Origin of the sequence: Microbacterium sp. MYb45 (assembly GCF_002979655.1) — a bacterium.
Taxonomy (GTDB): domain Bacteria; phylum Actinomycetota; class Actinomycetes; order Actinomycetales; family Microbacteriaceae; genus Microbacterium.
On record NZ_PCPG01000019.1, the window covers coordinates 17,166 to 40,806 of the forward strand.

Sequence of the window (23,641 nt, forward strand, 5' to 3'; positions counted from 1 at the left end):
CTCATCTCCAGCGGAACCGATCATAGGTGTCGACCAGCCGCTTGCCCTCGGCCTGCCAATTTAGCTGCTCGACGGCCAGCCGCCGGGCGTTGCGAGAGTGGGCGGAGAGCAACTCGGGCTTGCGCGCATACTCCGCCAGCGCGGCCGCCACCTCGGCCGGTGACGATGGATCGACGAGCAGACCGCATTCGTGCTCGGCCACGATGGTCCGCCACAGCGGGAAGTCCGAGGCGATGACCGGAACACCGGCGGCGAAATACTCGAACATCTTCGTGGGCAGTGCGTCCCTGTGCGCCTCTGTGTCGGCGAACAGTACGAGTCCGACTCGACTCGAGAGGATGATGTCGCGTGCTTGCTCGGGGCCGACCTGGCCCACGAAGTCGACCTGCCCCCAACCCGGGAGCGCCCGGAGCGAGTTCAGATGCGCTTCCGAGAGCGAACCGGCAAGATTCAGTCGCCAGCCCTCGGGCGCGCCGGGATCCCCGAAAGCGCCGATCACCGTGTCAGAGCCACGGCGGCTCGCGATACCCCCGACATACACGGCGGTCTGGGCGCGCTCGTTGATATCGACCTCGTCGGCCGACGACTCGCTCTCCCGCAGCGGCGGATAGTTGTGCACGACGACGGCTCGGTCGGTCGGAAGATGCGCCGCGATCGTCTCGGTCGCGGCGACGCAGACATTGGCGGAGCGCACAATCTGCACGAGCCCTGTCGCGAACCAGCTGACGACCTTTGCCCGAGCGGGCGAGAGATAGGACTTGGTCATCACCTGTATCGGAAGGTCCTCATGCGCGTCGTACACGACGGTACGCCCGAGCATCCGGAGGACGGGAATGTAAGGGATCAGTTCGGGGTCATGCAGGTGCACCACCGCGGCGCGCGTACGAATCGCCATCGTGACGGCCTGCAGGCTCGAGAGCAGCATCCGGGCAATGCGACGACGCCGCGGAACGGTGAGCACCGTGACGCCCGAGGGCGGCCCTTCGATCGGGCTCTTCACCGCAATCAGGGTGACCTCGTAACCCGCCTCGACGAGACTCGCGCACTCACGGTAGTGGATGCGGTTGTCCGTCGACGGGTGAACCGAGCTGACGTGAGCAACGGACCGCCGACGTCGGCGGCTCGAGGCGCTCGCGAGCGGCGCCTTCGCCAAAGAACCGAGGGCCGACGCGAGGCGCGCAGTCAGCACCTCGTGGGTGTAGGTGGCATTCACGTACTCGTGACCCTTGCGGGCCAGCGCGGCGCGTTCCGCAAGCGGCATGCTGTAGATCTCGAACATCGCCTCAGCAAGCGCGGGACGATCATCACCGGGAACAGTCAGACCCGATCCCGCTTCGCTGATCGGGTTGTTCGGAGCGCTGCTGGCGAAGATCACCGGACGTGCGGCGTTCAAGTACGTGAAGAGCTTGTTCGGGCTGATCCCGTAGTTGTAGACCGGACTGTCGTGGAGGCTTGCGACCAGACAGTCCGCTTCCCTCGCCCGAGCGATCACCTCGCTCTGCGGGATTCGATCCTCGAAGGCGATGCGCGAGGAACTCGACAGACTCTTCGCGAAGTCCTGGAGCTGCGGTTTGAGAGGCCCATTCCCGACGAATCGGAGGCGGGCGTCGATGTCGGGGTGCGCAGAGCAGAACCGATCGAACGCCTCCATCACCCCATCGAGGGCGTTGGCATTGCCGTGAGCGCCGAGGTACATGAAGGTGAACGGCGATTCGTTGTCCTCGGGGAGGTCGAGCGCTGTCGAGTCGTCGAACCCGTTCGACACCCAGCAGAACTTCGCCGGGTCGATGCCGTTCTCCTCGAGATAGCGGTCCACGTGCGGCAGCGGCGAGACGACCATGTCCGCGACTCTCGCCAGCTTGACGGACAGACGGCGCATGAAACGCGCAGGCATCCCCTGCGGCGTGAGTTTGCCGAGGTGGACGAGAGCATCGGGCCACACGTCACGAATCTCGTACACGAACGGCACCCGGTTGCGCTTGGCGAGACGATAACCGACCCAGGCAGCCAGCAGATGGACCGTGCTCCCCATCACGACATCGGGTCTGCGGAGCCCGCGCGTCATGCCCGGGAGCAGAGCGATAGCTGTGAAGACGAACATTCCGATGAATCGCCGCGCCATGCTGCGGCCATATGCGCTGGCCCGCACCCAAAGGACAGGGACTCCATCCTCCGAGGTGATCTGGCGCAGCTTCCATCCAGGCATCGCCTGCGCGCCGCGCGCGTGAACCGTGCTCGCCACGATCAACGAGGCGCTCCATCCGTGGGCGGGGAGGTAGCGCGCCATGTTGAGGTGACGCCCGGAGCCCCCGTCTTTCGACGGCACGAGGGCGTGGTGATTGACCAGCCAGATGTGCCGGTCGCTCACGACGCTGCGTTCTTCGAGTGTCATTCAGCAGCTCCTACAATTGCCTCGTACTTGCTCGATGCGACGCCCACGTCGTACCGGAGAAATTCGCCCAGTTCCGCTCCGTACCCGCCGTTGAGCTGCGCGACGAAGAGTGCGGGCAGGTCGGCACCCGCCAGATGGTTGAAGGGATACCCACCACCGAAGCGCGGATTGATGTCGATCACGCTCGGCACGCCGTCATCGGCCACGATGACGTCGACATCCACGCTGCCTCGGTGGCCGAGCCACGTCGTGAGGCGCTCGCCGAGCGGCAGGAACGGCGACGCGTCCGCCGAAATCGCTTGGTCCGTCTCACCCGACCGCATGCGCAGCTTTCGCCTCGCGAGAACCGCGACCGGGTGCGCGCCCACCTTCAGGGGAGCGACCACGTCGAGACCGAACTCGATGCCTTCGAGCGCTGGCTGCGCGATGAGGCCGTCGGGCACCAGAGCACCGGATCTCGTCGCCCACTCCACGGCGAGGGAAAGGTCGCCCGCAGCCACGTTGATGAGTCCCGACGAGCCGCTGCCGAAACGGTCCTTGATGATGATCCGCGGCGCGGACCGGGCGAGCTCGGCAAGCCCTTCAAGGTCTGTGAGCAGCACCGTACGCGGCGTCGCGATCCCTTCCTGAGTCAGAGCACGGGACATGAGGAGTTTGTCGTGCACGAGGTGGTGCCGATCACCGGGGACGCCGAGCACCTCCGTACCGAGCTCCGTAATCCGCTGTCCCAGCCCGGAGGTCGCCAGCGCCTCGATCTCATAGTCGTTGACCGAGAACAGCAGTGCAGGGCGCAACCGGTCGGCCAGGTTCACCATCGCGGGGAAGTACTCGTCAGACGCGTACGCCGGCATGAGGTGTCGGTACGTCGCATGCGAGTATGTCGCAGATCGAGCGTCGGCATCGGTGACGTGCACCTCACCCGATACGCCTGCGCGGGAGAGCGCCTTCTCGAACCAGTCGTGAAGATAGATTCGGCGCCCCGCGGATCCGATGACGATCCGGAACGTCTGGCTGTCATCCATTCGCGTGCCCTGCCGTGATGTCTTTGGTGAGGTGGAGCTTCTTGCCGTCCTCGCGGGTCCCGACGATAGAGAAACCGAGGCTTTCGTACAGACGACGGGCCGGCTCGTTGTCTGCCGGTGTCTCCAGTTCCAGCCTGTCGAAGCCGAGGCGTCTGGCGTTGGCGATGAGAATGCTCATGGTGTCTCTGCCGAAGCCGTTCTTGTGCTGATCGGGATCGACGTAGATGTACAGCGACGCGGTGCTTTCTTCCACGCGCAGCAGACCGCACATCGAGACGGAGACTCCGGCGGGAGTGACTCCCACCCAGTCCCATCGGTCCGATGAAGACCTCGTCGAGGCGAACCACCGCACCGTCGAGTCGATGTCCGCTGCGAAACTGATCGAGATGCCCGCCCTCACACGGTCGTCGTTCAGCCAGCTGACCCGCGTCTCGAGGTGCTCCTCCGCGAGGGGCGCGAGAGAGAGCCTGCTCGTCGATTCCGGCCCGAAGAACTCGCTCATCGTGGCCTGGCCTTCCGCCGCGACATCGCGAGGGGTGATGACGGCCTTCGCCGTGAGGAACAGGATCCGAGCATCGAGCAGGAGGCTTCGCCGTTCCACATACTCCTGGTCCAACCGCAACCTGTCATCCCAGGTCAGCGCGTTGCGACCGCTCACCTGCGCAAGCCCGGTGAGTCCCGGCCGCATCGAATGGCGGCGCTGCTGCTCAGCCGAATACCGCTCGAGGTAGGCCAGACGAAGGGGTCGAGGACCGACGAAGCTCATGTCTCCGACGAAGATGTTCCACAGGCTCGGGAGCTCGTCGATACTGGTCGCGCGCAGCACTCGCCCGAACCTGGTCATCCGCTCTTCGTTCGACACGCGGCCGCGAGCGGCGTCGATCGACCGCATCGATCGGAACTTGAGCAGCGTGAACGGCACCCCATGCCGGCCAGGGCGCTGCTGCTTGAAAATGGCCGGATGGCCCAGAGCCAACGTGACGACGACATACGCAACGAGGAGAACGGGACTGAGCACGACGAGTCCCACCGCAGCGGCTGCCGCGTCGAGCCCTCGCTTCACCACGTCGTACGGACGCACCCGCGCCCTCATCGGTTCAGGAAGCCGCGGATCGCGGTGACCACGCGCTCACGCTGCGCATCGGTCAGTGCCGAACCGCTCGGCAGGGTCAGGCCGCGCGCGAACAGCGCCTCCGACGCACCGTTGGTCTTGCTGCGCGCACCGTCGAAGACGGGCTGAGCATGCATCGGCTTCCAGAGCGGGCGGCTCTCAATGTCGTCGGCGGCGAGCGCTGCGGCGAGTTCGGAGGGCTCCCAGCCCGTGATGGACGAGTCGATGAGGATCGACGTCAGCCAGACGTTGTCCGCCTCGTCTCCCTCGGCCCCGAAGACCTCCACGCCATCGACCTCGGCGAAGAGCTGCTTGTAGAGCTCGCGCATCTCGCGACGGCGGGCGATCATGGCGTCGAGGCGAGCGAGCTGCGCGCGGCCGAGCGCCGCGAGCAGGTTGCTCATCCGGTAGTTGTACCCGATGTCGGTGTGCTCGTAGTGCACCACCGGCTGCCGTGCCTGGGTGGCCAGGTACCGCACGTGCTGCGCGAAGTCGGCGTCATCGGTGAGCAGCATTCCGCCACCGGACGTCGTCATGATCTTGTTGCCGTTGAACGACACGATGGATGCTCGTCCGAAGCTGCCCGCCGCACGACCGGCGTGCGTGGCGCCCAGCGACTCCGCCGCATCCGCCACGACCGGCACGCCGAATTCATCGGCGATCGCGAGGACCGCGGTGTAGTCGATGGCCTTCCCGAGCAGGTCTACCGGGACGATGGCCGCCACGTACTCGCCGGCGTCCCGCAGCTCGACGAGCGCCTCACGCAGCAGTGCCGCATCGATGTTCCCGGTCGTCGGATCGGCGTCGATGAAGTACGGCTCGGCGCCGGTGTAGACGATGGCGTTGGCCGTCGCCGCGAAGGTCATCGACGAGGTGAGCACCACGTCGCCCGGCTTCACGCCGAGCGTGAGCAGCGCGAGGTGCAGTGCTGCGGTCCCCGAGCTCAACGCCACCGCGTGAGCCACTCCGACGCGCTCGGCGAGCTCACGCTCGAAGGCATCGACGTCGGGGCCGAGAGGGGCGATCCATCCGGATCGCATCGCCGCGACGACCGCCTGCTCCTCCGCCTCGCCGACATCGGGCGAAGACATGTAGATCCGCTCGCTCACGCCTCTGACACCTTTTCTGCACGGATCGGCTCGATCGCCACCGTGTCATTGATCCGCGGGCTCGCGTACATCCGGTCCATCCAGCCCGCTTTGTCGAGCCGCTCGGGCGTGATGATGTCGGCCCGTGTGTGCGACACCTTCGGGTGGAAGGGTCGCTCCAGGTTCTCGCGCGACCCGACGAGCTCTTCGTGCAGCTTCTCGCCGCGACGGAGCCCGGTGAACACGATCTCGACGCTCTTGCCCGACATCGCGATCATGCGCTTGGCGACCTCGAGGATCGACACCGGCTCCCCCATGTCGAGGATCAGCACCTCGCCCGCTCGCCCGATGCCGCCCGCCTGGACGACCAGCTGGCACGCCTCGGGAATCGTCATGAAATACCGCGTCGCCTGGGGATGGGTGACCGTGATCGGCCGCCCCTCGGCGATCAGCCGCTGGAACGTCGGCAGCATCGACCCGCGGCTGCCGATCACGTTGCCGAACCGCACCGAGAGGTACCGCATCCCGGTCACGGATCCCGCCCAGGCGGTGAGCTTCTCGGCGACGCGCTTGGAGTGTCCGAGCACGCTCGTCGGGTTGGCCGCCTTGTCGGTCGAGATGTTGACGAAGGTGTCGACGCCCACGGCGCGCGCGGCGTTGATCACGTTGAGCGTTCCGAGCACGTTCGTCTTCCACGCCTCGTCGGGGTACTGCTCGAGCATCGGCAGGTGCTTCAGAGCGGCCGCGTGGAACACGACCTCGGGGCGCCGGTCGACGAAGATGTCGAGCAGGTTCTGCTCTTCACGGATGTCCGCGAGGACGACGTCGCGAGAATCGAGCAGCCCGTGTCCGAGCGTCCCGAGCTGGGCCACCTGGAGTCCGGTCTCGTCGCGGTCGATCATGATCAGCTCGCTCGGCCCGTACTTGGCCAACTGTCGGCACAGCTCCGAGCCGATGGAGCCACCGGCACCGGTCACCAGCACGCGTCGACCAGTGATGTACCCGGCGATCAGCTCGACGTTCGTGTCGACGGGGTGACGTCCGATCAGGTCCTCGATGCTGATGTCGCGCACGTCGGTGACCGACTGCTCCCCCGACGCGAGCGTCGCGAGCGTGGGGGTGACCGCGACCCGCAGACCGGCGCTCTCGGCGCGGTCGCTCAGCGCACGCAGCAGGGTGCTGTCGGCATTCGGGATGGCGATGACCGCGAGCTTTGCACCGGTGGTCCGGGCGGCCGACGCGATGTCGCGCGTGGTGCCCAGCACCGGGACGCCGCGCAGTCGCAGGTTGCGCTTGGCCGGGTCGTCGTCCAAAAGGCCGACGGGCCGGATCGGCGAAGACGGATCGGTCGTGACGTTCGCGAGCAGCTTGTCGCCGAGGAATCCCGCACCGATGATCAGTGCTGCCTCGGCATCCGCACCGGGTTTGCGTGCGCGCTCGATCGCGAGGCGGGCCACGTAGCGCACGCCGAACATCAGCAGCAGCACGAAGGGGAAGGCGAGCAGCAGCGTTCCGCGCGGGATGCCGACCACCGGGCCGATCGGGATGACGATGAGGGACAGCAGGATCGCCTCGATCACGACGATCAACGCCACCGCGCGGACCTCGTCGAACGAGCCGTAGGTGAAGCGCCCGCGGTAGAGGGCTGTCGCGAATCCGACCGCCATCTGGATGATGCCGGCGGCGAGCGCGAGCACGATGGTCGAGATCCACCCCTGCGCGTCCATCATGAACTCGAAGCGGAGCGCGATCGCCAGCACGACGCCGAAAGTCCAGGCGAGCCCATCGACCGCCGCGGCCAGCATGCGGCGTCGCCGCTGCTTCACCGACACCTCAGACAATATTGGAATATTGCCGGTAGACACGTCGACAGACCCATCCGGAATCAAGATACGGAGCCCCCTCAGACTTATTCACTCCCCTGGAGATATATTCTCACAGCGAATGACCAGGTCTGAGCGTTATGGCGTTCCCTCGCCGTCCGGCGGCGTCTCCCCGCCGGGATCGGGTTCGCCGCCGCCGGGGTCCGTGACCGGCGGAGTGACGCCGGTTCCCGGGTCGGTGCTTCCCTCCGTGGGCGGATTCTGAGTCCCGTCGCCCTGCTGCTGCTGTTGCTGCGGCTGCCACTGGTTCATGTCCTCGCGCTGGTCGCGCTCGATCTCGAACCGCAGCTGGTCCGCAGCCAAAGCGACGAACGCATCCCGGTAGGCCGCCAGCGCCGAACGTCCCTCGACCGTCCACAGATCCGCGGCGGCGACGCGCGCCGCCGCATCCGTCACAGCCGCACGCAGCGACTCCTCGGCATCCGGGTAGCGGGCGATCGCCGCCGCCGCCGCGGGCACGAAAGATGCCGCGTACGCATCCACCGCCGCGTCAGCTGCGGGCCGAAGCGCATCGAACCTCTCGCGGACAGCCCGCGCCTCGGCGGTCGCATCGTCCAACGCGACCAGACGCTCCTGGACGCCGTCGATCGCGCCCCCGACCTCCACGAGCGAGTCCTCGTCGATGTCGGCACGCGCATATTCGGCGGGCAGCTCGGGAACCGTGATCGCCGCCAACCCCGAGGCATACGCATCGACGGCTGCGAGTGCCGTGGCGAGCGCGGCAGCGTCGGTCACGGCGATCGGCGCATCGTCGGGTTCGCCGGCCGGATCCGGGGCGGTGCTCGTCCCGGTGAGCGCGCTCCGGAGCGGGGCGACCTCCGCCGTCTGCGCATCGATGTCGGCGATGAGCCGGTCCTGAGCCGTCTTCAAGGACTGGTGAGCATTCAGAAGGGCGGCCTCATCGGCCTCCAACGACTCCACGGCACTCGCGGCCGGGCTGGCTGTCGCCATCTGGATACCGCCGACGGTGCCGGCGACGACCAGGGCCACGACGGCGAGAGAGGCTGCCGAGAGCGTCACGGCGTCGACCGAGCGCCTCGGCCGCTTCTTCGCACGAGAGGACTCATCGGAACCTGCACCGACGGGAACGGCGGTACGGGCGGCGGCCTGAACCATGTCGGCGAGCGCACGAGCATCCGCATCGGACGTCGCCGATGCCCGACTCTGCCGCGGCTCGCCGATCATCTCCCGCAAGCGGCGCGCAGTGTGGTGGTCGTCCAGCACCACACTCCCTGCGTCGCCGGCGCGGGGCCCGTCGGGGAAGAGATCGTCGAGGTGCGTCATGTCGCCTTCATAGGAATCGGTAGTCTCGGAAGACGATACCGCCGATCGCACTCGACCACGCTGGAGAGCTTTGGACATCCATGACTACCTTCGGGTGTTCCGCCGACAGATCGTCGTGATCGTCGCGAGTGTTCTGATCGGTCTCTCCACCGGTGCGCTGGTCGCGATGCTCACCCCTCTCCGCTACCAGGCTTCGACCGAGGTCATGGTGGCCGCGCAGGTCGCCGACACCGCCACACCCGCCGAGCGCTCGCTCGCCACCGGGTACGCGAAGCAGGCCGTCGAGACCTACCGCTCGCTCATCACGAGCTCGCTCGTGATCGACCCCGTCACCGAAGACCTCGGCCTCACCGCAGCCCCCACGGGCATCAGCGCCTCCGCACCCCTCAACAGCGCGATCATCACGATCACCGTCGACAACCGCAACCCGGGGCAGGCCGCGCGCATCGCGAACGCCGTCGCCGAGAGCTTCGCCACCGTCGTCACCGGCACGCTAGAAAAGCGCGACCAGGCCGCGGCGTTCAGCATCCGCATCGTCACGCTCGAACCCGCTCAGGTGCCGACGAGTCCCGTCGCGCCCAACCTCTCCCTGTCTCTCATCATCGGCTCGCTGCTCGGGCTCGCCGTCGGCGTCGGCGTCGCGCTCCTGCGTGCGACGCTCGACCGTCGGGTGCGCGTCGCCGCCGACGTCGAGGCCGCCGTGCCGGTTCCCGTCCTCGGACAGATTCCCCTCGACCCGGACACGGGTGAGCACCCCCTCGCCATGAGCACCGCGCCGCACGGCCTCCGCGCCGAGGCCTACCGCAGCCTCCGCACCAACGTGCGCTTCTTCTTCTCCGGCAACCAGGGCGTGTTCGTCGTGACCAGCTCCGGCCCCGGCGAGGGCAAGTCGACCACGGCGGCGAACCTGGCCCTCGCCTTCGCCGACGCCGGTCAGCGCGTGGCCCTGCTCGACGGCGACCTCCGCCTCCCCCGCGTGGCCGAGTACTTCGGCATCGAGGGTGGGATCGGACTCAGCGATGTGCTGGCCGGACGCGTGCAGCTCAACGACGTCATCCAGCGCTGGGGCCGCAGCGCCCTGTTCGTCCTCCCGGCCGGCACTGTTCCGCCGAACCCGGCCGAGCTGCTCGGCTCTTCCGCGATGGAGAGTCTGATCGAGACGCTCACCGAGGCCTTCGACGTCGTCATCATCGACGCGCCACCGCTGCTGCTCGTGACGGACGCCGCCGTGATCGCGCGCGTCACGACCGGAGCCCTCCTGATCGCCGCCGCCGGATCGTCGCAGGCCAACCGGCTCACCGACGCGGCCAAGAGCATCGAGTCGGTCGGAGCCCGAGTGCTCGGCACGGTGCTCACGAAGGCTCCGGTCAGCGCGGCCGCGAGCACGGCCTACAGCGCCTCCGCGCAGACCACGACGAACTGACCACACGCAGCGGCCGGTCGTCCCACCGTCGCTGTGGAAGAATACCGGGATACCGTTTTCACGGCCCGCCTTGATCGGCAGCGGTCGCATTGCATCAGGGGGAATCTGCCGCGTGGAACTTCGCGACTATGTGCGTGTGCTGCACAGAAACTGGATCCTGATCCTCGTCCTGATGGTCCTCGGCCTCGCGGGCGGCGCCGGCTATGCCGCGCTCCAGCAGCCGAAGTACGTCGCATCGACGCAGCTGTACGTCTCGGTCCGCACCGAGGGCGCCGCCACCGGCGACCTCGTGCAGGGCACGACCTTCGCACGGCAGATGGTCACGAGCTACGTCGACGTCGTCGGAACCGCCCTCGTGCTCGAACCCGTGATCGAGGAACTCGGCCTCGACGACTCGGTCTCGGGGCTCAGCAGCCGCGTCACCGCGACCACGCCGCTCAACACGGTGCTGATCGACGTCAGCGTGACCGACGGAGACCCCGAGCAGGCCGCGGCCATCGCCAACGCCGTCGCGACCAGCTTCCAGGACGCGGTGCAGAAGACGCTCGAGCAGCCCGCCACCGAAGACGCCGTCAGCCCGGTGCGCATCACCGTGACCGAGCCCGCCATCGCCTCCTCCACTCCGACGAGCCCCAACGTGCGCCTGCTGATCGTCCTCGGCGGCATCATCGGCCTCGCTCTCGGCCTCGGAATCGCGATGCTCCGCACCGTGCTCGACAACCGCATCCACACGCTCCACGACATCGAGACGCTCACCGATCGCCCCGTCCTCGGTGGCATCGCGTACGACCCGGATGCCACCAAGCGCCCGCTGATCGTGCACGCCGACCCGCGCAGCCCGCGCGCCGAATCGTTCCGCAGCCTGCGCACGAACCTGCAGTTCCTCAACCTCGACTCGGGCCCCCGCATCTTCGTCGTCTCCAGCGCCGGCCCCGGCGAAGGAAAGTCGACGACCACCGCCAACCTCGCCATCGCCCTCGCCGAGACGGGAGCCCGCGTGGCCCTGGTCGACGGCGACCTGCGACTGCCCCGCGTGGCCGACTACCTGGGCATCGAGGGCGGCGTCGGACTCACCGACGTGCTCATCGGACGCGTGGACGTGGCCGATGCGCTGCAGAAGTGGGGTACGTCCGACCTGTACGTCCTGCCGAGCGGGCAGGTCCCGCCGAACCCCAGCGAGCTGCTCGGCTCGGCCGCGATGGATCAGGTGCTCAAGTCGCTCGGCGACTACTTCGACTACGTGCTGATCGATGCCCCGCCGCTGCTGCTGGTGACCGACGCGGCCGTGGTGGGAAGCAAGACCCGCGGAGTGATCCTCGCCGCCGCCTCCGGCAAGACCAAGAAGCAGGAGCTCTCCGGAGCACTGCGGGCACTCGAGAACGCCGGCGTGCAGATGCTCGGCGTGGTCGTCACGATGCTGCCGACCAAGGGCCCCGACAGCTACGGCTACGGCTCCTACACCTACGGCTCGACGCACGACCTCGACGGCGAGACGTCGACGGATCGGCGGAAAGCGAAGAAGGCCAAGAAGGCGAAGAGCGCCAAGAAGCGCGAAACCGCTCGCGCCTGACCTGCCCCCGACCGAGCCGCACTACTTCGTCGGCGCCACCCGGAAGACGATGCCGTGATAGAGCACGAAGCGCAGCAGGACCACGATGACGATGCTCGTCAGGTTCACGAGGTTGACGGCGACCGCCCCCGGCTCACGACCGAGGATCGCGCCGACCGCTTCGACGCCCACCCAGACGAGCACGGCGCCGATGGCCGTGCAGACCGCATTGGTCACGAGGAACAGCGTGACCTCGGAGACCCGTCCGCGACGGTCCCGGTGGCGGAACGTCCACTCGCGGTTGCCGATGTACGCGTTCACCAGCGCGACGAGCGAGGCGACGATCTTCGCGGCGACCACATCCCATCCCCACACGAAGACCAGCAGATTGAAGACGCCGACCTCGATGATGGTGCTCAGCGCACCCACGACGAGGAAACGGCTGCCGACGCTGGCGATGCGACGGATGCGGGAGGGAGGGTTCATGGCTCAACTAGGCTACTGGCTGATCCCCGCGCCCTCCGCCACCCCAAGGACCCCGTGACCCTTCGCCACCTCGCCGTCGTCATGCCCGCCTACAACGAGGCCGAGGGCATCCAGGGCTTCATCGACGAGATCCGTGACTGCGTCTCCCCCCTGGCCGACCACGTCTCCTTCCACGTCGCCGACGATCGCTCCACGGATACCACGGCCACGGTGTTCGACGCCGTCTCCGACGTGACCGTCGAGGTGCAGCCGCTGAACCGCGGCCACGGCCCGACCGCGCTCTCGGCCTACCGTGCCGGGCTCGCCGCCGACCCCGACGTGCTGGTGCACGTCGACGGCGACGGGCAGTTCTACGGCAGCGACTTCGTTCGGCTCATCAACGCGCTCACCACCGAAGACGCCGATGTCGTCCACGGCGTGCGCGACGGCCGTACCGACCCCTGGTACCGCAAGGTGCTCACGGGTGCCGTCGGCCTGCTGATCGCCCTCGCCGCCGGACGCCGCATCCCCGACGTCAACACCCCGCTGCGCGCCTACCGCCCCGACGCCCTGCGACTGCTCGTCGACGCGACCCCGCCCGACGCCACGGTGCCGCACGTGCACTTCTCCCTCGCCGAGGCGCGCGCGGGCTTCACCGTGCGCTACCTCCGCGTCGCCAGCATCCCTCGTCGGGGCGAATCGACCACGGGCACCATGTGGGGGCGAGGGAACTCGGTCACCCTGCCGCCGAAGCGTCTGCGCCGGTTCGTTCGCGTCGCCCTCGTCGAGGCGTGGACCCTCTCTCTGCGGCCATCCGCTCCCCTGCGCGGCATCCGTCTTCCGGAGACCGTCGCGCGATGACCCGAGCACGCACGGTCGTGTTCTGGGCGGCGGCCGTCGCCCTGCTGATCGGTCACGTCATCGTGGCCTGGCACAGCCTCGTGGTGTGGCGCTTCTGGGAGGACGAGGCCTTCAACCTCACGGTCCCGCTCAATCTGCTGGACGGACTCGGATACTCCAGCGACGGCGCGCTCTCCGGCTCGACCATCACGCCGTTCGACCCGCGTATCTCGACCGGGCCCGTCGTGCTCCTGCCCGTCGCCGCGCTCCTCGCGACCGGGATGGACCCGGTGCTGGCCGCACGGCTCGTCCCCTTGGCCTTCTGGGTGGCGCTCCTCGCCGGCCTCGCCGTGATCGGGCGACGCATCGGCGGACGCTGGGCCGCTCTGCTCGCCGTGGCCGTTCCCCTGGCATTCACGGCGGATGCCGGCTTCTCCCCCATCCAGGGCCCCGCCGACCTGCTGGGCGAGATCCCCGCGGCCGCGCTCCTCGTCTGGGCCCTCACACTGCTTCCCCGCCGCGCATGGCTCGCCGGGCTCCTCGTGGGCCTCGCGATCCAGGCGAAGCTCATCGCCGCCCTCGCCCTCCCCGCCTTCGCCATCGCCCTGTGGGTGCTCTCCGACGGCACCGGCTGGGCCCGGGTGCGCGACACGCTCCGACGGTCGTGGCTGCCCCTCCTGCTGGCCGCCGTGCCGACACTGCTCCTCGAGCTGGGCGCGCTGCTGTCGCTGGGGTTCTCCGGTTATTGGCAGCACGTGCGCGACTTCGCCCACTTCCTCCGCACCGGCGGGCAGGGTGACGCCGCGACCACGGTGCTGCAGAAGCTCGGGACGCTGGCGGACTCGTGGTCGCTGCCCGGCTTCCTCGCCGTGATCGGAGCGGTCATCGCCCTCGGTCTCGCGGTCACCGGCGTCGTGCTGCGTTGGCGGGACGCGAGCGCGGCCGACCGGATCGTGATCGCGTACGCCTTGGCGGCCATCGTCGGCGCACTCGCCTTCGTCGGCTGGTGGGCCACCGCCTCCCGCCTGCCGCTGTGGGTGCGGCACCCCGCGCCCGGCATCCTGGCGTTCTTCCCCGTCATCGCCGCGGTCGCGCTGTGGGCGGTGGCCGCCCTGCCCCGCCGCAAGGGCGCGCGCGTCATCGGGATCATCGCCGCGTCCGCTCTGGCCGCCATCATCGCCGGCGGCGGCGTGGCTCACGTCGTGTCGACGTACGAGCCCCGCACCACGCTGGAGAGCCAGCGCACGGCCCTCGTGCCGCTCACGGCCTGGGTCGAGGCGAACGACGTCGAATGGCTGGCGGCCGAGCCCTGGGGGTACGCGGTCGCGCCCATCGTGCTGACGGGTGCGCACGTCGGGCTCTTCGACGCCCCCGCCATGGCCGACGTGCCACGGCTGACCACTCAGCCCTGCACGACCGAGACGCTCGTCGACGCCGGCCAGTACCGCATCTGCGCGGCACCCTGACCGCCGTCCCTCGGCTCCCCGTACACAGAGAACCGGCCGACCGCTGAGATCAGCGACCGGCCGGTTCCGAGGTTCTGCGAGCGTCAGAGCGAGAGGCGCTCCTGCACGACCTCCGCCAGTCGTCCGGCGTAGGCGTGCACCGACTCCGCATCGGCGGCTTCGACCATGACGCGCACCAGGGGCTCGGTGCCGGACTTGCGCAGCAGCACCCGCCCGGAATCACCCAGCTCACCCTCGATGTCGCGTACAGCCTGCTGCACGACCTCGTCGTCTGCGACGCGATCCTTGTCGACGTCGCGCACATTGATGAGCACCTGCGGGTACACGGTCATGATCGATGCGAGCTCCGCGATCGACTTCTTCTGCCGCGCCATCTCCGCCACCAGGTGGAGGCCCGTGAGGATGCCGTCGCCGGTGGTGGCGTACTCGCTCATGATCACGTGACCGGACTGCTCGCCGCCGAGCGCGTATCCGCCCTCGTTCATGTCTTCGAGCACGTAGCGGTCGCCGACGGCGGTCTGACGCACCGTGATGCCGTGCTCGCGCATCGCGACATGCAGGCCGAGGTTGCTCATGACGGTCGCGACGAGCGTGTCGTCTGTGAGGCGTCCGCGCTCCTTCATCGACACCGCGATGATGGCCATGATCTGGTCACCGTCGATGTGATTGCCCTCGGCGTCCACGGCGAGGCAGCGGTCGGCGTCGCCGTCGTGGGCGATGCCGATGTCGGCGCCCAGACGCACGACAGCCTCGGCGAGGTTGTCGAGGTGGGTCGAGCCGACTCCGTCGTTGATGTTCCAGCCGTCGGGGTCTGCCCCGATGACCGTCACCTCGGCGCCCGCATCGCGGAACGTCTCGGGCGAGACCCCGGATGCCGCGCCGTGGGCGCAGTCGAGCACCACGTGGATGCCCTCGAGACGATTCGGCAGCGAGCCGAGGAGGTGCACGACGTAGCGGTCCTCCGCGTCGGAGAAGCGGTCGACACGACCGACGCCGGCACCCGTCGGGCGCAGCATCTCGCCGTGCATGGCCTCTTCGATGCGCTGCTCGACCTCATCGGGGAGCTTGCGGCCCCCGCGGGCGAAGATCTTGATCCCGTTGTCGGGAGCGGCGTTGTGCGAGGCCGAGATCATGACACCGAAGTCGGCGTCACGGTCGGCGACGAGGAACGCCAGCGCCGGGGTCGGGATGACACCGGCCTCGAGGACGTCGACACCCGAGGAGGCGAGCCCGGCCGAGACGGCCGACGTCAGGAAGTGTCCGGAGACCCGGGGGTCGCGGGCGACCACTGCGGTGAGTCGCTTGCCTTCGGCTTTGCGAGCCTCCGCAGTACGGCCCTGGCCCAGGACGACAGCAGTCGCCTGGGCCAGGGTGAGCGCCAGGTCGGCGGTGAGGATGCCATTGGCAAGTCCTCGCACGCCGTCCGTGCCAAAGATCGGCATCGGAGCAGTGGACCTTAACGCTTCGAGTACTGAGGCGCCTTACGGGCCTTCTTGAGTCCGGCCTTCTTGCGCTCCTTGACGCGAGCGTCACGCGAGAGGAAGCCGGCCTTCTTCAGGGTCGGACGGTTGTTCTCCTCGTCGATGCCGTTCAGCGAACGGGCGATGCCGAGGCGGAGCGCACCGGCCTGGCCCGAGGGGCCACCACCGGAGATGCGCGCGATGACGTCGTATGCACCGGTGAGGTTCAGCACCGTGAACGGGTCGTTGATCAGCTGCTGGTGCAGCTTGTTCGGGAAGTAGTCCTCGATCGTGCGGCCGTTGACCGTGATCGTGCCCGAGCCGGGGACGATGCGCACGCGGGCGATGGCCTGCTTGCGACGGCCGACAGCGGCACCCGGGACGCTGAGGACGGGGCGGGGAGCCGCCTCGACCACGTCGGTCTCCGGAGTCGACGTCGAGAAGTTCTGGGGGGTTTCGGTGGTGTCCTGGATGTCAGCCACGAGTATGTCCTTAAGTCTTTACGGCGCTTACTGGGCGACCTGGTCGAGGGTGTACGTCTGCGGCTGCTGCGCGGCGTGCGGGTGCTCGGCACCGACGTACACCTTGAGCTTGGTCAGCTGCTGGCGGCCGAGGCTGTTCTTGGGGAGCATGCCACGGATGGCCTTCTCCACAGCGCGAACCGGGTTCTTCTCGAGGAGCTCGGCGTAGGTGACCGACTTCAGGCCGCCCGGGTAACCCGAGTGGCGGTAGGCCAGCTTCTTCTGGAGCTTCTGACCGGTGAGCGCGACCTTGTCGGCGTTCACGATGATGACGAAGTCACCCGAGTCGATGTGGTTGGCGAAGGTCGGCTTGTGCTTGCCACGCAGGAGCGTAGCGGCGTGCGAAGCCAGACGGCCGAGAACGACGTCGGTGGCGTCGATGACGACCCAATCGCGCTGGACTTCGCCAGCCTTGGGGGTGTAAGTGCGCGTCACGATAGTGCTGCTTTCTTGTGTCGAACGGAGAAGTTCGTGAATCCCACTCCGGGGTGGTTCTTCCCGACAGGGAGGAACACGCCAGTGGAGGGCTCACGTTCGGACGATGCCCACTTCCCGCGAACGGGAAAGGCACCAAAGGGAAATCATACGCCACCGGGCGCGGATGCCCAAACCGCCGACTCAGTCGGGTTTGACCGTGACCAGGATCGGGCGGTGGTCGCTCGACCCCTGGGGCAGCGTCGTGATGCGCTCGATCTCGAAACCGGCCGAGGTCGCGAAGTCGTAGTGCCCGCGGAACACCCGGTAGCGCGTGTAGGTGTGGTCGTCGCTGAGCGAGAGGGCATAACCGTGGTCGCGCACGGCCTGACCGAGGTTCTCCTTGAAGATCGGGTAGTTGTAGTCGCCGACCATCAGCTGCGGCAGACCCTCCCCGAGAGTCGCGAGCTCGGTGAGCGCCGCGCGGATCTGGTGCCGACGCAACGAGTTCAATGCGGTGAGCGGTGCGGCATGGAACGAGGCGACGATGAAATCCTGGGCGTCGTCGATGTCACGCAGCCGAGCGCCGAGCACACGCTCGTGAGCGGGTTTCGCGATCCGGTCGTGCAGCGACTTCTTCAACCCGAGGGTGCGGATCGACTGCAGATGGTAGGTGCTCGAGCGGTAGAACAGCGCGAGCCCGAGGCGGTTGCCCTGCGTCGCATCCGCGAGGACCAGGTCGCCGATCTCTGCGGGCAGCTCCGGAACGTCGCACTCCTGCAGACACAGGATGTCGGGGTCGTGCTCGCCGACGATGGCGGCGAGTTCACCGGCCGCGCGATGCTTCTGGAGGTTGTACGAGATGACCTTCATGACCGTTCCACGCTACTCGCCCAGGCTGTGGTCGGGCTCCGGATCACGAACGCGGCTCGTACCGTCACGTCGAGCCCGCGTCTGCTCCGCGCGCGTCGCGAGCAGCTCGTCGGCGGGGTAGCCGACCTCGGTGAGGATCAGGCCGCGCGCCGCCAGGACCTTGAACTCGCTCGTGCGCGTCAGGGCGTCGCGCAGCAGCACGACATCCTCGACGTCGAGGCGTCGCTCCCCCACCGCCGCGCACGCGCCGACGAGTGCGCGCACCATGCTGTGGCAGAACGCGTCGGCCTTGACCTCGGCGATGAGAACGCCCTCGGCATCACGTTCCCAGCGGTAGTCGAGCAGGGTGCGGATCGTCGTCGCCTCTTCGCGGGGCTTGCAGTACGCCGCGAAGTCGTGCAGGCCGATGAGGCTGCGGGCCGCGGCATCCATCGCCTGTTCGTCGAGATTCCCGCGGATGTTCGTCGTGTCGTGCCGGCGCAGTGGATCGAATCCGGCCTGCGCATCGGCGAGACGGTAGCGGTAACGCCGCCACACCGCCGAGAACCGGGCGTCGAACCCCTCGGGAGCGATCGACGTCTTCGTGACGGTGACGTCGGAGTAGGCACCGAGCACGCCGCGCATGCGCCCGGCGATGGTCTCTGCGGGAGCCAGCGGAGCCCGCCCCTGCCTGGCCTCGATGCGCGACCACTGCTTCTCGTCGAGATCGACGTGCGCGACCTGACCGCTGGCGTGCACTCCCGCGTCGGTGCGGCCCGCGACGACGAACTGCACGTCGGAGCCGACGATCCGCGCGAGGGCCGCCTCGAGAGTCCCCTGCACGGTGCGGAGCGTCGGCTGCTTCGCCCACCCGCGGAAGTGGGTGCCGTCGTAGGCGATGTCGAGCCGGATGCGCACGGAGCAAGCCTAGGACACGTCCGCGGACGTGCCCGGGCGACCTCAGATGCCGCCGTCGATCGAACGGATCGTGACGCTGGGCTCGTCCGGCACCATCACCTGCGTCTCGCGGTTCAGGCTCTCGCCGCGGAAGAACCGCTTCGACCGCGGGAACAGGTACCAGACGAACATCAGCACCAGACCGAATGCCAGCGAGCCGACGCCGATCACGAAGGTGCCGCCGATGCCGAACAGGACGGTGTAGCCGTAGTCGACGTCCCACATGTCGATGGCGGACTGGATGAACGCCCAGGTCAGCATGAGTCCGCCCAGCAGCGGGAAGAGTCCCTTGAAGAAGAAGTCCCGCGGCGACGACGTCAGATCCTTGCGGAAGTACCAGACGCACGCGAAACCCGTGATGGCGTAGTAGAACGCGATCGCGAGCCCGAGCGAGAGGATCGAGTCCTGCAGGATGTTGTCGCTGATCAGCGTCATGCCGATGTAGTAGGCCGAGGCGACGACGCCCATGACGATCGTCGAGAACGACGGCGTCTTGTAGGTGGGGTGCACGTCCTTGAACTTCGCCGGCAGTGCGCGGTAGACGCCCATCGCGAGCGTGCCGCGGGCGGTGGGCAGGATCGTGGTCTGCGTCGACGAGATCGCCGAGATGATCACCGAGACGACGAGCACCCAGCCGAACGGGCCCAGCAGTCCGTCCTTGATCGCGAGGAAGAAGTCGTCGGCGTTCGCCTCGTTGCCCAGGCCCGTGCCGCTCTCCCCCAGACCGGCGTACATCATGGCCGCGATGGTGACGGCGACATACGTGAACAGCAGGATGACGGTGGTCAGCAATGCGGCACGGCCCGGGATGCGCTTCGGGTCCTTGGTCTCCTCGTTCAGGGCGAGGCAGGTGTCCCAGCCCCAGTAGATGAAGAGGGCGAGCAGGATGGCCTCGGTGAAACCCGACCAGTCCGTGAAGGCGAAGGGGTTCATCCACTCCCAGGAGAAGGGCGTGGGGTTCGGGGCGGTGCCGGCGAAGAACTGCCACAGCGCGGTCACCACGAAGATCGCGAGCGCCAGGTACTGGATGCCCAGCAGGATGTTCTGGATGCGCTCGCCGATCTCGACTCCACGCCAGCTGACCCAGGTCATCGCGGCGATGAAGAGCACGGCCACGACGACCACGCGCCAGTCGTTGTTCTCGAGGTCCTGTCCGATCAGTGACCAGAAGTAGACCGAGGCGATCTGGGCGAGGTTGGCGAGCACGACCATACCGGCGACGGCGACACCCCAGCCGCCCATCCAACCCACCCACGGACCGAACGCCTTGGTGCCCCAGGTGAAGGTCGTGCCGCAGTCGGGCACCGCGTTGTTGAGCTCTCGATACGCGAAGGCGATCAGGAGCATCGGGACGAAGGCGATGATGAAGGCGATCGGCGCTTGCGCACCGACGGCGAGCACCACGAAGCCGAGCGTCGCGACGAGCGAGTAGACCGGGGCCGTCGAGGCGAGACCGATGACGGTCGACCCCCAGAGCCCGAGGGTTCCCGCAGCCAGACCCTTGCCGTCGGGTCGTTCCAGATGAATGGGCGTCGTTGCTGCCATGTCAGAACAGTAGAGCCACCACGGTTATCGCGTCAACGGTTTCTTTCACCGACCGAATCCGCGGCCAACGGCGCATGCTCGCGACGGATTCCGCAGGTTCAGGCCCTTCCGAGCATCCCGTCGGCATGGTCGGCGACCCATTCCATCAGCGGCAGCATCCGCTCCATGAGATCGCGGCCGAGCGGAGTGAGGCTGTACTCGACGTGCGGGGGCACCGTCGGGAGCGATTCCCGATGCACGAGCCCGTCCTCGGCGAGCGTGCGCAGCGTCGAGGCGAGCATCTTCTCGCTGATGCCGTCGACCTCGCGGCGCAGTGCACCCCAGCGGTGCGTGCCGTCGGACAGGCAAGAGAGCACGAGCACACCCCACTTGCTCATGATGTGGTCGAGGACGACCCGCGTGCCGCAGTTCTGATCGAACACGAACGGTGTGGATTCCTTTATCTGCGCGAAACTAACCGTCATGTGGGTACCTTACTTCAAAGTGGGTACCCGCAGATCGGAATGCGCAATGCCCGTCTCGAGGTTGTCGAGGGTGTCACTTACGAAAGGACCCTCATGACCATCCTCGTCACCGGCGCGACCGGCAACCTCGGACGCCTCATCATCGCCAGCCTTCTCGAGCGCGGCGCCGACCCGCAGTCGATCGTCGCCGGAGCCCGCGACACCGCGAAGGCCGCCGACCTCGGTGTGCGCGTCGTGCCCCTGGATTACACCGACCCCGCCTCGGTGGCCGCGGCCGTCGAGGGCGTCGACACCGTCGTGCTCGTGTCCGGATCGGAAGTCGGACAGCGGGTGGCCCAGCACCAGGCGGTCATCGACGCCGCGAAGGCCGCCGGGGTCTCCAAGTTCATCTACACCAGCGCGCCGAAGGCGACCACCAGCGATCTGGTCCTCGCGCCCGAGCACAAGGCGACGGAAGAGCTGATCGCCGCCGCGGGACTTCCCGCCGTGATCCTCCGCAACAACTGGTACACCGAGAACTACGCCGCCGACCTCGCCCGCGCCGCCGAGACCGGCGTGCTCACCTCGGGCACCGGTGACGGACGGGTCGCCTCGGCCAGCCGCAAGGACTTCGCAGAGGCGGCGGCGGTCGTCGCGCTCGAAGACGGGCACGTCGGCGAGGTCTACGAGCTGGGCGGCGACGTCGCCTGGACCTACAGCGATCTGGCCGCGGCCTTCGCCGAGGTCACGGGGCGCGAGGTCGCATTCGTCCCTGTCTCGTTTGACGACCAGCTCGCGGCTCTGCGCGAAGCCGGTCTCGATGAGGGAACCGCCGGATTCGTCGCCGCGCTCGACGCCGGGATCCGCGGTGGCGCCCTGGCCGAGACCGACGGGACGCTCGCGCGGCTGATCGGACGCCCCACCACCCCGCTGGTCGAGGGGCTGCGCGCGATCGCCTGATCGCCACCGGGTGTTCCGCGGGATGCCGCCCTCCTCCGAGGGCGGCATCCCTCGTCTCACCCTGCGGGTGCTGCCTCTGCGGACTGCACGTGCACGACCGTGAGGGTGATGCTGTCCGGCCGGAGCCCCCGCGTCTCGAGCACCGCATCGACCGCGGCGTGCACGGCGCGAAGGGCATCCGCCGATCTCGCGTCGGATTCCACCCCGATCGACACCTCCACGGCGATGCCGTCGCCCACCGGCGCGACCGACACCAGCGGCTCGTCCTCCGGTCGCCCGCCGAGCGCCGCGGCCCCCGCGCGCAGCAGATTCGAGATGAGCGAACCGGAGCGGTACACGCTGCGGACACCGGGAGTCGCCCGCACCGCCTTCTCGATCTCGGCGGCGACCACCGCCCCTGCATCGGTGACCCTCAGCTCTCCTGCGTCCATGACGACACCTCCCTGATGTCCCGGATCGCGATGTCGATCGCGACGACGTTCAACTCCGTGTGCGCACGAAGGACCCGATCCACCTCGCCCCGGAGGCGGTCGGCGACCACCGGGATCGGCTGCCCGTGCAGCGCGCTGGCGTCGATCTCGACGCGGATCGGCTCATCCGCGACGGTCACGTCGCCGATGAGGCGGCAGCGCCCGATGAGGAGTCCCTGCACGGTGCTCTCGGCCGAGCGGATGAGTCCGCGCACCGCCCCCTCGGTGATCCCGAGATCCGTCGACGGATCCGGGGACTCGAACGGGATGCGTCGGCCCGAGCGCGCATCCATGGCGATGCCGCTGAGGATGCGGTCGACCCAGCTCCCCTCGACCTCCGGTTCCGCGGCGGTCTCGGCGGCCATCAGCTCCGCGCCGAGGCCGTGCAGACGTTCGAGCGCGTCCAGCGCCAGCTGACAGCCGGGCGACTCGTCGATCGAGCGGTCGGAGGGCTGTCGTCCCGCTTCGAGGTAGTCGGTGAGCTCGTCGAGCGTGTGCCCGTCGAGATCGCTCGGTTCCAGACCGAGACGGCGGACTTCTGGCATGTCTCTCTCGTCGGTCATCGCCACTCCTCCATCCGTACGATCATGTATTTCCGGGCCCGCGCGAGCAGTCCTCGCGCGGTGGAGACGGGAATGCCGAGCTCTTCCGAGATCTCCTCGTAGGAGTAGCCGCCGATCTCGCGCAAGACCCAGCATTCGCGCTGGGCATCGGGCAGCTCGCGCAGCGCGGCACCGACGGCGGCGACTCCGGCTCGCACCTCGACCACCGCCGACGGCGAGGCGTGCAACGGCGCCGGGCGATCGATGGAGTCGATGTCCACGACGGGTCGGGCCGCGCGGATGCGATCCACCGCCTTCCGACTCACGATCCGCATCAGCCAGCTCTTCACCTTCGACGGGTCGTCGAGCTCGCCGAACCGCTGCCAGGCGGTGACGAAGGACTCCTGCACGATGTCGTCGACATCGGCCGAGGCGTTCAGCATCCGCTGCGTGTACGCACGCATCATCGGCGTGTATCTCCGCACGAGCACCGCGAAGGCTTCGACGTCGCCGTCCATCGCACGGCCGGCGACGATGCCGTCGTCGGCCTGCTCGAGCGCTCTGCGAAAGCGTTCCTCTTCCATCTGTTCCCCACCCCTCGATCCGATCCCCACAGGAGATTCGGAACCGACGCCTCACCGGATCGGATCCTCGCCGACCGACCTGGGAGTGATCGGGGAGGAACCCGGTCGGGTCCCTCCCCGCGTCCGCTACTTCTTGAACGCATCCTTGACGTTCTCGGCCGTGTCGCGGATCTCGCCCTTGGCCTGCTCGGCCTTGCCCTCGGCGACGAGCTTGTCGTCGTTGGTGACCTTGCCGACGGCCTCCTTCGCCTTGCCGGCGACCTTCTCCGCAGCGGCCTTGATCTTGTCTTCAGCGCCCATGGCGTCTCCTTTTCTCATCGCACCCGTGTCTCGGGTTCGCGTGTTCACGCACGTGGTCCGTGCGTTGGTC

General features: G+C 68.1%; 23 protein-coding genes. 5 read left to right on the plus strand and 18 right to left on the minus strand.

Translation table 11 applies throughout. The features are described from left to right. Window position 1: 1 nt before the first annotated feature. The 6 genes from CQ034_RS18500 to CQ034_RS18525 form a co-directional block, all read right to left on the minus strand. Window positions 2-2,392: a glycosyltransferase family 4 protein gene (locus CQ034_RS18500; RefSeq protein ID WP_105712241.1), complete on the minus strand. Its 2,391-nt coding sequence runs from the start codon at window positions 2,390-2,392 to the stop codon at window positions 2-4. Then, window positions 2,389-3,414: an ATP-grasp domain-containing protein gene (locus CQ034_RS18505; RefSeq protein ID WP_105712242.1), complete on the minus strand. Its 1,026-nt coding sequence runs from the start codon at window positions 3,412-3,414 to the stop codon at window positions 2,389-2,391. The genes CQ034_RS18500 and CQ034_RS18505 overlap by 4 nt, the downstream gene beginning before the upstream one ends. Continuing rightward, window positions 3,407-4,507 carry a GNAT family N-acetyltransferase gene (locus CQ034_RS18510; protein ID WP_105712243.1) on the minus strand — a complete coding sequence of 367 codons (1,101 nt, stop codon included), beginning with the start codon at window positions 4,505-4,507 and terminating at the stop codon, window positions 3,407-3,409. The genes CQ034_RS18505 and CQ034_RS18510 overlap by 8 nt, the downstream gene beginning before the upstream one ends. Next, entirely contained in the window at window positions 4,504-5,634 is a 1,131-nt protein-coding gene (locus tag CQ034_RS18515) for a DegT/DnrJ/EryC1/StrS aminotransferase family protein (RefSeq protein WP_219860817.1), read from the minus strand. Before CQ034_RS18515 ends, CQ034_RS18510 begins: the two co-directional genes overlap by 4 nt. Beyond that, window positions 5,631-7,445: a nucleoside-diphosphate sugar epimerase/dehydratase gene (locus CQ034_RS18520; RefSeq protein WP_258134276.1), complete on the minus strand. Its 1,815-nt coding sequence runs from the start codon at window positions 7,443-7,445 to the stop codon at window positions 5,631-5,633. Before CQ034_RS18520 ends, CQ034_RS18515 begins: the two co-directional genes overlap by 4 nt. Before the next feature lie 129 nt (window positions 7,446-7,574). Then, the gene (locus CQ034_RS18525) at window positions 7,575-8,780 is read right to left on the minus strand and encodes a hypothetical protein (protein WP_105712244.1); all 1,206 of its coding nucleotides are present in this window, start codon (window positions 8,778-8,780) and stop codon (window positions 7,575-7,577) included. Between the two features lie 70 nt (window positions 8,781-8,850). Between CQ034_RS18525 and CQ034_RS18530 the strand changes: the two genes are divergently transcribed. Then, window positions 8,851-10,203, plus strand: a complete 1,353-nt coding sequence (locus CQ034_RS18530) for a polysaccharide biosynthesis tyrosine autokinase (protein ID WP_105712245.1) — start codon at window positions 8,851-8,853, stop codon at window positions 10,201-10,203. 112 nt (window positions 10,204-10,315) lie between these two features. Further along, a complete protein-coding gene (locus tag CQ034_RS18535) occupies window positions 10,316-11,773 on the plus strand; it encodes a polysaccharide biosynthesis tyrosine autokinase (RefSeq protein ID WP_105712246.1) in 1,458 nt (485 codons plus the stop codon). Between the two features lie 21 nt (window positions 11,774-11,794). Here CQ034_RS18535 and CQ034_RS18540 read toward each other — a convergent pair whose 3' ends face one another. Next, complete coding sequence (locus tag CQ034_RS18540; protein ID WP_105712247.1) at window positions 11,795-12,238, minus strand: GtrA family protein; 444 nt, start codon at window positions 12,236-12,238, stop codon at window positions 11,795-11,797. Between the two features lie 54 nt (window positions 12,239-12,292). Here CQ034_RS18540 and CQ034_RS18545 point away from each other — a divergent pair, with 54 nt between their 5' ends. Beyond that, complete coding sequence (locus CQ034_RS18545; protein WP_105712248.1) at window positions 12,293-13,078, plus strand: glycosyltransferase family 2 protein; 786 nt, start codon at window positions 12,293-12,295, stop codon at window positions 13,076-13,078. Next, window positions 13,075-14,523, plus strand: a complete 1,449-nt coding sequence (locus CQ034_RS18550; RefSeq protein WP_105712249.1) for a hypothetical protein — start codon at window positions 13,075-13,077, stop codon at window positions 14,521-14,523. The genes CQ034_RS18545 and CQ034_RS18550 overlap by 4 nt, the downstream gene beginning before the upstream one ends. 83 nt (window positions 14,524-14,606) lie before the next feature. On the opposite strand, the gene glmM is transcribed toward CQ034_RS18550, so the two are convergent. From glmM to CQ034_RS18585, 7 genes are all read right to left on the minus strand, one after another. After that, window positions 14,607-15,965 carry a phosphoglucosamine mutase gene (glmM, locus tag CQ034_RS18555; RefSeq protein WP_105712250.1) on the minus strand — a complete coding sequence of 453 codons (1,359 nt, stop codon included), beginning with the start codon at window positions 15,963-15,965 and terminating at the stop codon, window positions 14,607-14,609. 14 nt (window positions 15,966-15,979) lie between these two features. Further along, a complete protein-coding gene (gene rpsI / locus CQ034_RS18560) occupies window positions 15,980-16,465 on the minus strand; it encodes a 30S ribosomal protein S9 (RefSeq protein ID WP_028502255.1) in 486 nt (161 codons plus the stop codon). A gap of 27 nt (window positions 16,466-16,492) precedes the next feature. Beyond that, entirely contained in the window at window positions 16,493-16,939 is a 447-nt protein-coding gene (rplM, locus tag CQ034_RS18565; RefSeq protein WP_029261158.1) for a 50S ribosomal protein L13, read from the minus strand. A 183-nt stretch (window positions 16,940-17,122) separates the two neighbouring features. Beyond that, window positions 17,123-17,791, minus strand: a complete 669-nt coding sequence (locus CQ034_RS18570) for an endonuclease/exonuclease/phosphatase family protein (RefSeq protein ID WP_029261157.1) — start codon at window positions 17,789-17,791, stop codon at window positions 17,123-17,125. A 12-nt stretch (window positions 17,792-17,803) separates the two neighbouring features. Then, window positions 17,804-18,688, minus strand: a complete 885-nt coding sequence (gene truA / locus CQ034_RS18575; RefSeq protein ID WP_105712251.1) for a tRNA pseudouridine(38-40) synthase TruA — start codon at window positions 18,686-18,688, stop codon at window positions 17,804-17,806. A gap of 42 nt (window positions 18,689-18,730) precedes the next feature. Beyond that, entirely contained in the window at window positions 18,731-20,272 is a 1,542-nt protein-coding gene (locus CQ034_RS18580; protein WP_105712252.1) for an APC family permease, read from the minus strand. Window positions 20,273-20,370: 98 nt separating this feature from the next. Continuing rightward, a complete protein-coding gene (locus CQ034_RS18585; protein WP_091035171.1) occupies window positions 20,371-20,736 on the minus strand; it encodes a helix-turn-helix domain-containing protein in 366 nt (121 codons plus the stop codon). Window positions 20,737-20,829: 93 nt separating this feature from the next. Here CQ034_RS18585 and CQ034_RS18590 point away from each other — a divergent pair, with 93 nt between their 5' ends. Then, the gene (locus tag CQ034_RS18590; protein WP_105712253.1) at window positions 20,830-21,675 is read left to right on the plus strand and encodes an SDR family oxidoreductase; all 846 of its coding nucleotides are present in this window, start codon (window positions 20,830-20,832) and stop codon (window positions 21,673-21,675) included. A gap of 56 nt (window positions 21,676-21,731) precedes the next feature. Here the strand turns inward: CQ034_RS18590 and CQ034_RS18595 are convergent, their stop codons facing one another. The 4 genes from CQ034_RS18595 to CQ034_RS18610 form a co-directional block, all read right to left on the minus strand. Next, window positions 21,732-22,106, minus strand: a complete 375-nt coding sequence (locus tag CQ034_RS18595) for a hypothetical protein (protein WP_105712254.1) — start codon at window positions 22,104-22,106, stop codon at window positions 21,732-21,734. Next, window positions 22,088-22,708 (minus strand): Asp23/Gls24 family envelope stress response protein, encoded by a 621-nt coding sequence (locus tag CQ034_RS18600; protein ID WP_105712255.1) that lies wholly within the window; start codon window positions 22,706-22,708, stop codon window positions 22,088-22,090. Before CQ034_RS18600 ends, CQ034_RS18595 begins: the two co-directional genes overlap by 19 nt. Then, window positions 22,705-23,271: an RNA polymerase sigma factor gene (locus CQ034_RS18605; protein ID WP_029261150.1), complete on the minus strand. Its 567-nt coding sequence runs from the start codon at window positions 23,269-23,271 to the stop codon at window positions 22,705-22,707. Before CQ034_RS18605 ends, CQ034_RS18600 begins: the two co-directional genes overlap by 4 nt. A gap of 126 nt (window positions 23,272-23,397) precedes the next feature. Next, entirely contained in the window at window positions 23,398-23,571 is a 174-nt protein-coding gene (locus CQ034_RS18610) for a CsbD family protein (RefSeq protein WP_029261149.1), read from the minus strand. Between the last annotated feature and the right edge of the window lie 70 nt (window positions 23,572-23,641).

Coding starts and splice junctions, on each gene's coding strand:
- CQ034_RS18500 (WP_105712241.1), bottom strand. CDS start 2,392: ATGACACTCGAAGAACGCAGCGTCGTGAGCGACCGGCACATCTGGCTG.
- CQ034_RS18505 (WP_105712242.1), bottom strand. CDS start 3,414: ATGGATGACAGCCAGACGTTCCGGATCGTCATCGGATCCGCGGGGCGC.
- CQ034_RS18510 (WP_105712243.1), bottom strand. CDS start 4,507: ATGAGGGCGCGGGTGCGTCCGTACGACGTGGTGAAGCGAGGGCTCGAC.
- CQ034_RS18525 (WP_105712244.1), bottom strand. CDS start 8,780: ATGACGCACCTCGACGATCTCTTCCCCGACGGGCCCCGCGCCGGCGAC.
- CQ034_RS18540 (WP_105712247.1), bottom strand. CDS start 12,238: ATGAACCCTCCCTCCCGCATCCGTCGCATCGCCAGCGTCGGCAGCCGT.
- CQ034_RS18550 (WP_105712249.1), top strand. CDS start 13,075: ATGACCCGAGCACGCACGGTCGTGTTCTGGGCGGCGGCCGTCGCCCTG.
- glmM (WP_105712250.1), bottom strand. CDS start 15,965: ATGCCGATCTTTGGCACGGACGGCGTGCGAGGACTTGCCAATGGCATC.
- CQ034_RS18570 (WP_029261157.1), bottom strand. CDS start 17,791: ATGAAGGTCATCTCGTACAACCTCCAGAAGCATCGCGCGGCCGGTGAA.
- CQ034_RS18580 (WP_105712252.1), bottom strand. CDS start 20,272: ATGGCAGCAACGACGCCCATTCATCTGGAACGACCCGACGGCAAGGGT.
- CQ034_RS18585 (WP_091035171.1), bottom strand. CDS start 20,736: ATGACGGTTAGTTTCGCGCAGATAAAGGAATCCACACCGTTCGTGTTC.
- CQ034_RS18590 (WP_105712253.1), top strand. CDS start 20,830: ATGACCATCCTCGTCACCGGCGCGACCGGCAACCTCGGACGCCTCATC.
- CQ034_RS18595 (WP_105712254.1), bottom strand. CDS start 22,106: ATGGACGCAGGAGAGCTGAGGGTCACCGATGCAGGGGCGGTGGTCGCC.
- CQ034_RS18600 (WP_105712255.1), bottom strand. CDS start 22,708: ATGACCGACGAGAGAGACATGCCAGAAGTCCGCCGTCTCGGTCTGGAA.
- CQ034_RS18605 (WP_029261150.1), bottom strand. CDS start 23,271: ATGGAAGAGGAACGCTTTCGCAGAGCGCTCGAGCAGGCCGACGACGGC.
- CQ034_RS18610 (WP_029261149.1), bottom strand. CDS start 23,571: ATGGGCGCTGAAGACAAGATCAAGGCCGCTGCGGAGAAGGTCGCCGGC.